This is a genomic window from Pseudomonas sp. GB2N2 (assembly GCF_054897705.1).
In genome coordinates, this window is record NZ_CM142701.1 from 4,528,171 (window position 1) to 4,541,462 (window position 13,292).

A 13,292-nucleotide genomic window follows, 5' to 3' on the forward strand; every position below is an offset into this window, starting at 1 on the left:
ACTGTTTGAAACTGCTGATTCTCGATCGGGACGGGGTGATCAATTACGACTCCGACGCTTACATCAAGTCGGTGGAAGAGTGGAATCCGCTCCCCGGTTCGATCGAAGCCATCGCGCAGTTGAGCAAGGCCGGCTGGACGGTAGCGGTCGCTACCAACCAGTCGGGCATCGCTCGCGGCTATTACGACATCGCCACCCTTGACGCCATGCACGAGCGCTTGCGCTCACTGGTGGCGGAGCAGGGCGGTGAAGTCGGGCTGATCGTCTATTGCCCGCACGGGCCGGACGAAGGTTGCGATTGCCGCAAGCCAAAACCCGGGATGTTGAAAACCATCGCCACGCATTACAACGTATCGCTGACGGATCTATGGTTCGTCGGTGACAGTCTTGGTGACCTGGAAGCCGCCAAAGCCGTCGATTCTCAGCCAGTTTTGGTAAAGACCGGGAAAGGTGAAAAGACTCTTGGCAAGACTCTGCCGATGGGCACCTTGATTTTTGACGATCTGGCGGCGATTGCCGCAGAACTTGTGCACAAACGCACTTAACTAAGTGTGCGCTTCTGAAATTCCTGGCAAAGGATGATACGGCAGTGCGCTTTAAATAGACGGGCAGAGCCCGCACGGTAAACGTCGTCATGTCGATACTGCAGGCCATCAGAACCTTCCTCTTTTACCTGCTGCTGGGCACCAGCTCCTTGCTATGGTGCAGCCTGAGCTTTTTCATCGCGCCTTTTTTGCCGTTCAAGGCGCGCTATCGTTTTATCAACGTGTACTGGTGCCGTTGCGCGTTGTGGCTGAGCAAAGTCTTTCTGGGCATCAGCTACGAAGTGAAGGGCGCCGAAAACGTGCCTGACCAGCCCTGCGTGATTCAATCGAATCACCAGAGCACGTGGGAGACATTCTTCCTCTCCGCCTATTTCGAGCCATTGAGCCAGGTACTGAAGCGCTCTTTGCTGTTCGTACCGTTCTTCGGTTGGGCCATGGCCATGCTGCGACCAATCGCCATCGATCGCGACAACCCGAAGGCCGCGCTCAAACACGTGGCGAAGAAGGGCGATGAACTGCTGAAGGATGGCGTCTGGGTGCTGATCTTTCCCGAAGGGACGCGAGTGCCGTATGGCACCATCGGAAAATTCTCACGGGGTGGTACCGCGTTAGCCGTCAATGCAGCACTTCCGGTGCTGCCGATTGCGCACAATGCCGGCAAGTTCTGGCCGAAAACCGGATGGGCGAAGAGGCAGGGCGTCATTACTGTGATCATCGGCGAACCGATGTACGCAGACGGTAGCGGGCCGCGCGCCATCGCCGCGCTTAATGACCGGGTTCAGGCCTGGAATGAACAGATGCAGCGTGAAATGGGCTCGATTCCACCCGCTCCGCACGCGCCCGCTGCCAGCGATCAGATGGCTGTCTGAGATTCTGTGGATAACCTGTGTACCGTTTTCCTGAAAATCGGCGCATTTAAGTTGTAGGCTTATGATTTATATACATATTTCTTAAGCTCATAAAATACGGAAAAAGGTGCATAAGTTTTTTTTGGACGTAAAAAAACCGGCTGATATAGCCGGTTTTTTGTTGCCTTCTATCTGATCGATCAGGCGTTGTTCAGATCACGCAGGTCATCAGATTCCGTGGTGTTGCCACCCACGTGCGACCAAATAATCTTACGGTAGGTAAAGTACACATCTTCAATAATGGTCGATTGAGCCGAGCCCGCATCAGTGGATTGAATCATTTTCGACTGGATGTCCACAATAACGGCGTCCACCAAATCGATCTGGTAGTAAATCTCGGCGCCGTTCTGCCCGTTTCGATACCAGGTAAAGCAGCATGGCGTGAGTACATCCCTGATCGCCAGTGCTCTATGAAGCAATGGTGAGGACTTATCAACGACCTTAGAGATCATCAAGGGCTTATGCACCCGCGGTCCCGTGGAGTGTGGAAACTGAAGGTCCCGCGGAACAGTAACCTGATGGCTGAATGCTTGAACCATAATTTTATTCTGGTGACTTTCTTGAAACACATTCCCAACGGACGCCAAAGAAGATGCCCCATCGGTAATTAGCCCTAGCTTTTGGCCTTCCATATATAAGTATGCGGATGTAGGCATAACTGCATTCCTTGTGCGATATCCCAAAAATAATGGAGCCCCCCAAGTCATTGATTTGGCGAGGGTGCGTAGGATATGAGGCAGTGTAGGCAGTGTATGTCGGACGTTTCAGCCAGTTGTGTAGGTTGACGCAGCACGTTACTTACGAAGAGGCTCACTCAAGCAGTACGACTGAGTAAATTGTCGTAAAAAAGCCAGCGCAATGCGCTGGCTTTTTTAGTTTGGCAATCCCTCTGGATCAGAAATCCAGGTTGGAAACCGCCAGGGCATTGCTCTCGATGAAGTCACGACGAGGTTCGACCGCATCACCCATCAGGGTGTTGAAGATCTGGTCGGCGCCAATGGCATCTTCGATGGTCACTTTGAGCATACGGCGCTGGCTTGGGTCCATCGTGGTTTCCCATAGCTGATCCGGGTTCATTTCACCCAGACCTTTGTAGCGCTGGATGGTGTGACGCTTGGTGCTTTCAGCCATCAGCCATTCAAGGGCTTCCTTGAATTCGGTGACCGGCTTCTTGCGCTCGCCACGCTGGATGTACGCGCCGTCGTCCAGCAGGGTGCTCAGTTGAGCGCCCAGGGAGACAACCGTCTTGTAATCGTTGCTACCGAAGAAGTCGCGGTTGAAGGTGACGTAGTTCGACAAGCCGTGGGAGATCAGTTCGACCTCCGGCAGCCAGACGTTACGTTCACGGTCTTCACGCAGGCTCGCCTTATACACCAGACCCGATTTCTCGACCGTGCGCAGGCGAACTTCGTACTGAGCCATCCAGGCCTGCATGGCAGCGTGATCGGACAATTGCTCGAGGCTGACAGCCGGCAGATAGATGAAGTGCTCGGTCAGTTCCTGCGGGTACAGGCGCGACAAACGCTTGAGGGTCTTCATCACCAGGCGGAAGTCATTCACCAGACGCTCGAGGGCCGGTCCGGAAATACCAGGCGCGTCCTCGTTCAAGTGCAGGCTTGCATCTTCCAGCGCCGACTGCGTCATGTACTCTTCCATGGCGTCGTCGTCTTTGATGTATTGCTCTTGCTTGCCTTTCTTGACCTTGTACAGCGGCGGCTGGGCGATGTAGATATAACCGCGCTCGATCAACTCCGGCAACTGACGAAAGAAGAAGGTCAGCAGCAGCGTACGGATGTGAGAACCGTCGACGTCAGCATCGGTCATGATGATGATGTTGTGGTACCGCAGCTTCGCGATGTTGTACTCATCGCGGCCGATGCCGCAGCCCAGCGCGGTGATCAAGGTTCCCACTTCCTGCGAAGAGATCATCTTGTCGAAGCGCGCCTTCTCGACGTTGAGGATCTTGCCTTTCAATGGCAGGATCGCCTGGGTGCGACGGTTGCGTCCCTGCTTGGCCGAGCCGCCAGCAGAGTCACCTTCCACGAGGTACAGTTCGGAGAGGGCAGGGTCTTTTTCCTGGCAGTCAGCCAGTTTGCCCGGCAGGCCGGCGATGTCCAGCGCGCCTTTACGACGAGTCATCTCGCGGGCCTTACGCGCCGCTTCACGGGCACGTGCGGCGTCGATCATTTTGCCGACGACCAGCTTGGCTTCGTTCGGGTTTTCCAGCAGGAAGTCGGAGAAGTACTTGCCCATTTCCTGTTCGACTGCGGTCTTCACTTCGGAAGAGACCAGCTTGTCTTTGGTCTGGGAGCTGAACTTAGGGTCTGGCACCTTAACCGAGATGATCGCGGTCAAGCCTTCACGGGCGTCATCACCGGTGGTGGCGACCTTGTGCTTCTTGGCCAGGCCTTCCGCTTCGATGTAGGTGTTCAGGTTACGTGTCAGTGCGGAACGGAAACCCACCAGGTGAGTCCCGCCATCGCGCTGCGGTATATTGTTGGTGAAACACAACAGGTTCTCGTTGAAGCTGTCGTTCCACTGCAGGGCGATTTCCACGCCGATGCCGTCTTCACGCTGGATGTTGAAGTGGAACACCTGGTTGACCGGGGTCTTGTTGGTGTTCAGGTATTCAACGAACGCGCGCAAGCCGCCCTCGTACTTGAACAGCTCTTCCTTGCCGCTGCGCTCGTCCTTGAGGACGATGCCGACACCGGAGTTCAGGAAGGACAGTTCACGAATCCGCTTGGCCAGGATGTCCCAACTGAAGTGGATGTTCTTGAAGGTATCGCCTGACGGCTTGAAGTGAATCTGGGTGCCAGTGGTTTCGCTCTCGCCAACGATCTTCATTGGCTCTTGCGGAACACCGTGGATATAAGTCTGTTCCCAGATCTTGCCACTTCGGCGAACAGTCAGGATCAGTTCTTTCGACAGTGCGTTCACTACAGACACACCTACACCGTGCAGACCGCCGGATACTTTGTAGGAGTTGTCGTCGAACTTACCGCCGGCGTGCAGCACGGTCATGATGACCTCGGCTGCCGAGACGCCTTCTTCTTTGTGCACGTCTACCGGGATGCCACGGCCGTTGTCACGAACGGTGATGGATTCGTCCGGGTGGATGATGATGCTGATGTCATCGCAATGGCCGGCCAGAGCTTCATCGATCGAGTTGTCGACGACTTCGAAGACCATGTGGTGCAGACCGCTGCCATCGTCGGTGTCACCAATGTACATACCGGGACGTTTGCGAACGGCATCCAGGCCTTTCAGCACTTTAATGCTCGTTGAGTCGTAGGTATTCGTATTTTCTTCGCTCAATGCCTTCACTCCCGATGGTCGTGGGTCTGGGTGATACGGCCCTGTTCCACGTGGAACAGAGCGACTGGCGTTTCCGTCTGCCAGCCCTCCCTCAATAATTCTTGATCTACACAGGTGATGAACACCTGGCAGCGTAAGTCTTCCAGCAAGCGGCAAAGCGCGCGACGGTGGTGCTCGTCCAGTTCGGACGGCAAGTCATCCACCAGATAAATACACTGACCGCGTCGGGCCTGGCTGACCAAGTGCCCTTGGGCAATCCGTAATGCACAGACCACCAACTTCTGCTGACCGCGGGACAAAATGTCCGCGGCATTATGTGCGCCCAATTTGAGACGCAAATCAGCGCGTTGTGGTCCGGCCTGGGTATGGCCCATTTGCTGATCCCGTTGAACGGACCCAGCGAGGACTGCACTCAACTCGCGGTCTTTGTCCCAACCTCGGTAATAGCTAAGCGTCAAACCCTCAAGTTCAACCAACTCGCTCAAGGTCTGTTCAAAGACTGGTTTCAAGGCTTTGATATAAGCGCGACGGTATTCATCGATTTCATCGCTGGCCTGGCACAGTTCCCTGTCCCAAACCGCTTGCGAAACGGCGTCAAGTGTACCATGTCGCAGCCAAGAGTTTCTCTGGCGCAGGGCCTTCTGCAAGCGCTGCCAGGTGGACATGAATCGCGGTTCCACGTGGAACACACCCCAGTCGAGAAACTGCCGACGAATCTTCGGAGCGCCTTCTAGCAAGCGGAAGCTGTCGGGGTTGATCAGTTGCAACGGCAAAATTTCCGCCAGCTGTGCGGCACTGCGCGCGTTCTGCCCGTCGATGCGGATTTGGAACTCGCCTTGGCGGTCCCGGGATACGCCCAGGGCACTGTGTCCGCCCTCAGCCAACTCGACTTGACCGAACACCGTACACGCCAGTTGTTCATACTGAATAACCGGCAGCAGACGGGCACTACGAAACGAACGGGCAAGCCCCAGCAGGTGAATGGCTTCCAGAACACTGGTTTTGCCGCTGCCGTTGGCGCCGTACAGAATATTGATTCGGGGGGAGGGGGAGAGGGTCACCGGGTGCAGATTGCGCACCGCGGTGACCGAGACGCGACTTAAGGACATCTAGCTTCTGCTGGGCATGATTACAGACGCATCGGCATGACGACGTAGGCCGAGTCATCGTTGTCGGACTCTTGCACCAGCGCACTGCTGTTGGAGTCGGACAGGATCAGGCGAACCTGTTCGGTGGTCATCACGCCCAGCACGTCGAGCAAATAGCTCACGTTAAAACCGATCTCCAGATTGCCGCCGTTGTACTCAACGCCCACTTCTTCTTCCGCTTCTTCCTGCTCCGGGTTATTGGCCTGGATCTTCAGCTGACCATTGGCCAGTTGCAGACGGATACCGCGATATTTCTCGTTGGACAGAATCGCTGTACGGCTGAACGCTTCACGCAGCGCCTGGCGGTCGCCCAGCACAAGCTTATCGCCGCCCTTGGGCAGAACGCGCTCGTAGTCCGGGAATTTACCGTCGACCAGTTTCGAGGTGAAAGTGAACTCGCCGGTGGTCGCGCGGATGTGGTGCTGACCCAGAACAATGCTGACGAGGCCGTCCGGCTCGGTCAGCAGGCGCGCCAGCTCAAGGATACCCTTGCGTGGCACGATCACCTGATGGCGATCCGGTTGCCCAATGTCCGCCTGCATCGAGCACATGGCCAGACGATGACCATCGGTGGCGACGGCGCGAATGATACCGGCGGAGACTTCCAGCAGCATACCGTTGAGGTAATAACGCACGTCCTGTTGGGCCATGGCGAAGCTGGTGCGTTCGATCAAGCGACGCAGCTTGCTTTGTTGCAGGCTGCAAGTCAGCGAACCCGGGCCTTCTTCAACCGTCGGGAAATCATTGGCCGGCAAGGTCGACAGGGTGAAGCGGCTACGCCCAGCCTTCACCACCAGCTTCTGCTCGTCGACCTTGATGTCGATCAGCGCATCGTTCGGCAAGCTCTTGCAGATGTCCATCAGCTTGCGCGCAGGCACAGTGATGGAACCCGGATCTGCCGACTCTTCGAGTTGTACACGACCGACCAGCTCGACTTCCAGGTCCGTACCGGTCAGCGACAATTGCTGGCCTTCGACAACCAGCAGCACGTTGGAGAGCACCGGCAAGGTCTGTCGGCGCTCGACGACGCCTGCGACCAGTTGCAGGGGTTTCAACAGGGCTTCGCGTTGAATGGTGAAATGCATGGTCTAGTCCCTTGCCTTGATTAGCTGCGCGGTATGCATCAAGTGGTCAGTGTACGCAGCAGGTTCTTGTAGTCCTCGCGGATGTCCGCGTCGGATTCCTTAAGTTCGTTGATCTTGCGGCAGGCGTGCAAAACAGTCGTATGGTCGCGGCCGCCAAACACATCGCCGATTTCCGGCAGGCTGTGGTTAGTCAACTCTTTGGACAACGCCATGGCAACCTGACGCGGACGAGCGACCGAGCGTGAACGACGCTTGGACAGCAGGTCGGAAATCTTGATCTTGTAGTACTCGGCGACGGTGCGCTGGATGTTATCCACAGAGACGAGTTTATCTTGCAGCGCCAACAGGTCCTTCAGGGATTCGCGGATCAGCTCAATGGTGATATCGCGGCCCATGAAGTGTGAGTGGGCAATGACGCGCTTGAGCGCACCTTCCAGCTCACGGACGTTGGAGCGAATGCGCTGGGCAATAAAGAACGCGGCGTCGTGAGGCAGATCGACCTTGGCCTGGTCGGCCTTTTTCATCAGGATCGCGACACGGGTTTCCAGCTCCGGCGGTTCGACGGCAACCGTGAGGCCCCAGCCGAAGCGGGATTTCAGGCGTTCTTCAAGGCCTTCAATTTCTTTCGGGTAGCGGTCACTGGTCAGAATGACCTGCTGGCCACCCTCAAGCAGGGCATTGAAGGTGTGGAAAAATTCTTCCTGGGAGCGCTCTTTGCGGGCGAAAAACTGAATGTCATCGATCAGCAACGCATCCACCGAGCGGTAGAAGCGCTTGAACTCGTTGATTGCGTTCAGTTGCAGCGCCTTGACCATGTCGGCGACGAAACGCTCGGAATGCAGGTACACGACCTTGGCATTCGGATTCTTCTTTAGTAGATGGTTACCCACAGCGTGCATCAAGTGGGTCTTACCCAAGCCAACGCCCCCATAAAGGAAGAGCGGGTTGTAACCGTGCTTGGGATTGTCCGCCACCTGCCAGGCCGCTGCCCGCGCCAGTTGGTTGGATTTACCTTCGACGAAGTTTTCAAAGGTGAAGGTGCGGTTCAGGTAGCTGGTGTGCTTGAGCGCGCCTTCGACCTGCACCGTACGCTGCTCAGAGCGAATCGGGGCCTGTTGAGAACTGGCGCCCGCCATCGGGTCGAAGCTGTCGCGCGATGGCTCTTCATTGACCTCGGCCATTTTCTGCGTCGAACGCTTGGTTGGCGCGGCGACCGGGGCAGGGCTCGGAGCGCTGGCCGGCGCGTGAGCCGCCTGGGCTTGAGACGCTGCGGCGGCCAGCGGTGCATTGGGTGCGGCACGAGGAGCCGAACTGCGTTTGCTGCCTATTAATAAGGACAGCGCCGGCGCCAGGCCATTGCCGTGCTCATCCAGGAGCTCGAGAACGCGGCCCAGGTACTTTTCGTTGACCCAATCGAGAACAAAACGATTCGGTGCGTAGACACGCAACTCGTCGCCTTCGGCTTCGACCTGTAGTGGACGGATCCAAGTGTTGAATTGTTGGGCAGGCAGCTCATCGCGCAAAAGCTCCACGCACTGCTGCCAAAGTTCCACTGACACGGATATCCCCTAAGTTGAAAGCCGGTGAGGCAAAAACAAGCGGCCATTGTAGCGACCAGACGCTGACTTATCCACACGTAGGTGGGTCACCAACCAAGAAGAATCAACGATTTATACGAAAAAAAGACGACCAATGGTCTGTGCATAAGGTCTGTGGATAACCGGCCCTGAGGTCGTTGTACAAGTGGGGGCCAAACCCGGTGGATAACCAGCCTGTGGATAACCAGCCGTTTCACACACAGCTTATCCGACAGTGCAGCACAGGCTGACCACCGTTTTCCACTGTAGTTGTCATTCTCTGTACACCACGTTTTATAAGGCTTCAAAGCAGTTATCCACAGTTGAACGCGGCCCTAGCTTTTATAAGCTTTATAAAAAAGCTTTAAATACTTTCCTTCTTTATTTCTATATTTGGTTCCGGGTTGAAGGCCGGTGAAACGTTCGCGATCTATTTATCAGGAAACGCTGGTTGGAAATTGACCTAGAGGCTTGCTTTCTCTAGAATCCCCGGTCTCTTAAAACGGGGGCCATTCCGGCCCGTTGTGGACGAACCAGGTAACACGACAATGAAACGTACTTTCCAACCAAGCACTATCAAACGCGCTCGCACCCACGGCTTCCGTGCTCGCATGGCTACCAAGAACGGCCGCGCCGTTTTGTCGCGTCGTCGCGCAAAAGGTCGTGCGCGTCTGGCAGTTTGATAATCCGGCACTGAAGGTGAGTCAGGACTTCAGTCGGGAAAAGCGTCTGCTTACCCCCCGGCATTTCAAGGCAGTCTTTGACTCCCCTACCGGCAAGGTTCCGGGGAAAAATCTCCTGCTCCTTGCGCGCAACAACGATCTTGATCACCCCCGACTCGGGCTGGTTATCGGGAAAAAGAGCGTAAAGCTCTCCGTCGAGCGCAATCGCCTCAAACGTCTGATGCGCGAATCGTTCCGTCTGCACCAGGATTCGCTGGTCGGCTGGGACATTGTTATCGTCGCGCGCAAAGGTTTGGGTGACGTAGAAAACCCCGAATTGATTCAGCATTTCGGCAAACTCTGGAAGCGTCTGGCACGCAGCACGCCAGTACCAGCAGTCAAAACCGAAACTGTAGGGGTAGACAGTCCCGATGCGTAAACTGGCACTCGTTCCGATCCAGTTTTACCGCTATGCCATTAGTCCCCTGATGGCCAGTCACTGTCGTTTCTACCCCAGTTGTTCCTGCTACGCGTTAGAAGCCATAGAAAATCATGGCCTTCTTCGCGGTGGCTGGCTGACCTTTCGTCGTTTAGGTCGCTGTCATCCGTGGAATCCCGGTGGTTATGACCCGGTTCCGCCTATCCCTACCTCCCGTTCTTCTTCGATGGCCGAGTAATCATGGATATCAAACGCACGATCCTGATCGTCGCCCTCGCAATCGTGTCCTACGTTATGGTTCTTAAATGGAACCAGGACTATGGCCAGGCTGCCTTGCCGACTCAGAATGTTGCTTCCAGTACTACCGCACCGGGCCTACCGGATACGGCGACTGGCAATAATGCTTCTGTCAGTGACGACATTCCACGCGCCGCAAGCGATACCAGTGCCACTGCACCTGCTGAAACACCAGTAGCGGCAAGCAAAGATCTCATCCAGATCAAAACGGATGTGCTCAACCTGTCTATCGATCCACAGGGTGGCGATGTTGCCCAGCTGACGCTGCCACTGTATCCACGTCGCCAGGACCATCCGGAAATTCCATTCCAGTTGTTCGATAACGGCAACGAGCGGACTTACCTGGCCCAGAGCGGTTTGATCGGTACCGATGGCCCGGACGCAAGTCCTGCGGGTCGTCCGGTTTACTCCTCGGAGAAGAAGGTCTACCAACTGGCTGACGGTCAGGACCAATTGGTCGTAGACCTGAAGTTCAGCAAGGACGGCGTCAACTACATTAAGCGTTTCACTGTGAAACGTGGCCTGTACGACGTAACCGTTTCCTACCTGATCGACAACGAAAGCGGCAAGCCTTGGTCGGGTGCGATGTTTGCCCAGCTCAAGCGTGACGCCAGCTCCGATCCTTCTTCCAGCACTGCCACCGGCACCGCGACTTACCTGGGCGCCGCCCTGTGGACAAGTAACGAGCCGTACAAGAAAGTGTCGATGAAGGACATGGACAAGGCTCAGCTGAAAGAAACCGTCAACGGTGGTTGGGTTGCCTGGCTGCAACACTACTTCGTGACTGCGTGGATTCCGGCGAAGGGCGAAAACAATGTCGTCCAGACCCGTAAAGACAGCAAAGGCAACTACATCATTGGCTACACCGCGCCAGCATTGACCGTTGCGCCAGGTGCTAAAGCCGAAGTCAGCGCGGTGTTGTACGCCGGTCCGAAAAGCCAGGCTGTCCTGAAAGAGTTGTCCCCAGGTCTGGAACTGACCGTCGACTACGGCATTCTGTGGTTCATTGCCCAGCCAATTTTCTGGCTGCTGCAACACATCCATGCGTTGGTCGGTAACTGGGGCTGGTCGATCATCTTCCTGACCATGCTGATCAAGGGGTTGTTCTTCCCACTGTCGGCCGCCAGCTACAAATCCATGGCGCGCATGCGCGCAGTGGCACCGAAACTGGCCGCGCTGAAAGAGCAACATGGCGATGACCGGCAGAAAATGTCGCAATCCATGATGGAGCTGTACAAGAAAGAGAAGATCAATCCGCTGGGTGGTTGCTTGCCAATCCTCGTGCAGATGCCGGTGTTCCTCTCGCTGTACTGGGTTCTGCTGGAAAGCGTTGAAATGCGCCAGGCGCCGTTCATGCTGTGGATTACCGACCTGTCGATCAAGGATCCGTTCTTCATTCTGCCGATCATCATGGGCGCAACCATGTTTATCCAGCAGCAGTTGAACCCGACGCCTCCGGATCCGATGCAGGCCAAGGTGATGAAGCTGATGCCAATCATCTTCACTTTCTTCTTCCTGTGGTTCCCGGCTGGTCTGGTGCTGTATTGGGTAGTCAACAACTGCCTGTCCATCACCCAACAGTGGTACATCACCCGTAAAATCGAACGAGCTACCAAAGCTGCCGCTTGATTTACACTGTGGATAACCACTCAAAACGCCCCCTAGTGGGGCGTTTTGCTATCTGTCACTTTTGTCTGGATACCGGTTTATGAGCGTTCCTCGTGAAACCATCGCCGCCGTTGCCACCGCTCAAGGTCGTGGCGGTGTGGGCATCGTCCGCATTTCCGGGCCGCTGGCGAGCGTTGCAGCCGAAGCCTTCAGCGGTCGTGAACTCAAGCCGCGATTCGCCCATTACGGCCCGTTCTTCGGTGAAAACGATGAAGTGCTGGATCAGGGCATTGCCTTGTATTTCCCGGGACCCAACTCGTTCACCGGCGAAGACGTGCTGGAACTGCAGGGTCATGGCGGTCCCGTTGTTCTGGATATGCTCTTGAAGCGGTGCCTTGAACTGGGCTGCCGTCTGGCCCGACCAGGTGAATTCAGCGAGCGCGCCTTTCTGAATGACAAACTCGACCTGGCGCAGGCTGAGGCGATCGCCGATTTGATCGAAGCCAGTTCTGCACAGGCCGCACGCAATGCCCTGCGTTCCTTGCAGGGCGCGTTCTCCGAGCGTGTGCATAACCTCACCGAGCAGTTGATCGGTTTGCGCATCTACGTCGAAGCAGCCATCGACTTCCCGGAGGAAGAAATCGACTTTCTTGCGGATGGCCACGTGCTGAGCATGCTCGATAAAGTCCGAGACGAGTTATCCACCGTTCTGCGCGAAGCCGGGCAGGGCGCGTTGTTGCGTGACGGTATGACCGTGGTGATCGCCGGCCGGCCGAATGCCGGCAAATCCAGTTTGCTCAACGCGCTCGCCGGGCGTGAAGCGGCGATCGTCACCGAGATCGCCGGCACGACCCGGGACATCCTTCGCGAACATATCCACATCGATGGCATGCCGCTGCACGTCGTCGATACCGCCGGTCTACGGAATACCGACGATCACGTGGAAAAAATCGGCGTTGAACGGGCATTGAAAGCCATCGGCGAGGCGGATCGAGTGCTGCTGGTGGTCGATGCCACCGCCCCGGAAGCGCTTGATCCTTTCGCGTTGTGGCCGGAATTTCTGGAAATCCGCCCGGACCCGGCGAAAGTCACCTTGATCCGTAACAAGGCCGACCTCACCGGCGAGCCCATCGCCCTGGAAGTCAGCGAGGATGGTCATGTCACCATCAGCCTCAGTGCCAAGTCTGCTGGTCAAGGTCTGGACCTGCTGCGCGATCACCTCAAGGCCTGCATGGGCTACGAGCAGACGTCCGAGAGCAGCTTCAGCGCTCGCCGGCGTCACCTCGAGGCGTTGCGGCATGCCAGCGCGTCCCTCGAACATGGCCGTGCACAGCTGACCCTGGCAGGCGCCGGTGAGCTACTGGCCGAAGATTTGCGTCAGGCTCAGCATGCCTTGGGCGAGATCACGGGTGCATTCAGCTCCGATGACCTGCTTGGACGCATTTTTTCCAGCTTCTGTATCGGTAAATAGTCTTCCCGTAATTCACAGACAGGCCATTCGCGCCTGTCTGTTTCCTCTTTCCCAAAATTTTCCTCCAGTGCCGAGCTGATTTATTTCTGCTTGAGCGGTTTTACTGCACCTCAGATTTGGCGATCTTAGCGATTTCTGTGGATTAAGCCCTGTGAGTAACTACGTCTAAGGGCAGTTGATAACAGGGCCTGAAAACTGAAGATAATCTCACCTGTGGATAACAACCCCTTTCAT

12 protein-coding genes are annotated in these 13,292 nt (G+C 56.1%); 7 read left to right on the forward strand and 5 right to left on the reverse strand.

From position 1 onward, the window contains the following. Positions 1–5 precede the first annotated feature (5 nt). Complete coding sequence (gene gmhB, locus ACYZT4_RS20940; protein WP_461982772.1) at positions 6–545, forward strand: D-glycero-beta-D-manno-heptose 1,7-bisphosphate 7-phosphatase; 540 nt, start codon at positions 6–8, stop codon at positions 543–545. Positions 546–634: 89 nt separating this feature from the next. Further along, on the forward strand, positions 635–1,414 hold the full coding sequence (locus tag ACYZT4_RS20945) for a lysophospholipid acyltransferase family protein (RefSeq protein ID WP_461982773.1): 780 nt from the start codon (positions 635–637) through the stop codon (positions 1,412–1,414). A 179-nt stretch (positions 1,415–1,593) separates the two neighbouring features. Here the strand turns inward: ACYZT4_RS20945 and ACYZT4_RS20950 are convergent, their stop codons facing one another. From ACYZT4_RS20950 to dnaA, 5 genes are all read right to left on the reverse strand, one after another. Then, positions 1,594–2,109: an Hcp family type VI secretion system effector gene (locus ACYZT4_RS20950; protein ID WP_461982774.1), complete on the reverse strand. Its 516-nt coding sequence runs from the start codon at positions 2,107–2,109 to the stop codon at positions 1,594–1,596. 238 nt (positions 2,110–2,347) lie between these two features. Then, positions 2,348–4,771, reverse strand: a complete 2,424-nt coding sequence (gene gyrB, locus ACYZT4_RS20955; RefSeq protein ID WP_461982775.1) for a DNA topoisomerase (ATP-hydrolyzing) subunit B — start codon at positions 4,769–4,771, stop codon at positions 2,348–2,350. Positions 4,772–4,776: 5 nt separating this feature from the next. Then, positions 4,777–5,880, reverse strand: coding sequence for a DNA replication/repair protein RecF (recF, locus tag ACYZT4_RS20960; protein ID WP_461982776.1), 1,104 nt, complete (start codon positions 5,878–5,880; stop codon positions 4,777–4,779). 20 nt (positions 5,881–5,900) lie between these two features. Next, on the reverse strand, positions 5,901–7,004 hold the full coding sequence (gene dnaN / locus ACYZT4_RS20965; RefSeq protein ID WP_461982777.1) for a DNA polymerase III subunit beta: 1,104 nt from the start codon (positions 7,002–7,004) through the stop codon (positions 5,901–5,903). Positions 7,005–7,042: 38 nt separating this feature from the next. Next, positions 7,043–8,563, reverse strand: a complete 1,521-nt coding sequence (gene dnaA, locus ACYZT4_RS20970; RefSeq protein ID WP_461982778.1) for a chromosomal replication initiator protein DnaA — start codon at positions 8,561–8,563, stop codon at positions 7,043–7,045. Positions 8,564–9,129: 566 nt separating this feature from the next. On the opposite strand from dnaA, the gene rpmH reads away from it, so the two are divergent. The 5 genes from rpmH (at position 9,130) to mnmE (ending at position 13,058) form a co-directional block, all read left to right on the forward strand. Continuing rightward, the gene (rpmH, locus tag ACYZT4_RS20975) at positions 9,130–9,264 is read left to right on the forward strand and encodes a 50S ribosomal protein L34 (protein WP_003213577.1); all 135 of its coding nucleotides are present in this window, start codon (positions 9,130–9,132) and stop codon (positions 9,262–9,264) included. Between the two features lie 16 nt (positions 9,265–9,280). Next, entirely contained in the window at positions 9,281–9,682 is a 402-nt protein-coding gene (gene rnpA, locus ACYZT4_RS20980) for a ribonuclease P protein component (protein ID WP_027926203.1), read from the forward strand. Further along, positions 9,675–9,920, forward strand: a complete 246-nt coding sequence (gene yidD, locus ACYZT4_RS20985) for a membrane protein insertion efficiency factor YidD (RefSeq protein WP_010207715.1) — start codon at positions 9,675–9,677, stop codon at positions 9,918–9,920. Before rnpA ends, yidD begins: the two co-directional genes overlap by 8 nt. A 2-nt stretch (positions 9,921–9,922) precedes the next feature. Beyond that, positions 9,923–11,608 carry a membrane protein insertase YidC gene (yidC, locus tag ACYZT4_RS20990; RefSeq protein ID WP_461982779.1) on the forward strand — a complete coding sequence of 562 codons (1,686 nt, stop codon included), beginning with the start codon at positions 9,923–9,925 and terminating at the stop codon, positions 11,606–11,608. 79 nt (positions 11,609–11,687) lie between these two features. Further along, positions 11,688–13,058 carry a tRNA uridine-5-carboxymethylaminomethyl(34) synthesis GTPase MnmE gene (gene mnmE / locus ACYZT4_RS20995; protein ID WP_461982780.1) on the forward strand — a complete coding sequence of 457 codons (1,371 nt, stop codon included), beginning with the start codon at positions 11,688–11,690 and terminating at the stop codon, positions 13,056–13,058. The last annotated feature ends 234 nt before the right edge of the window (positions 13,059–13,292 follow it).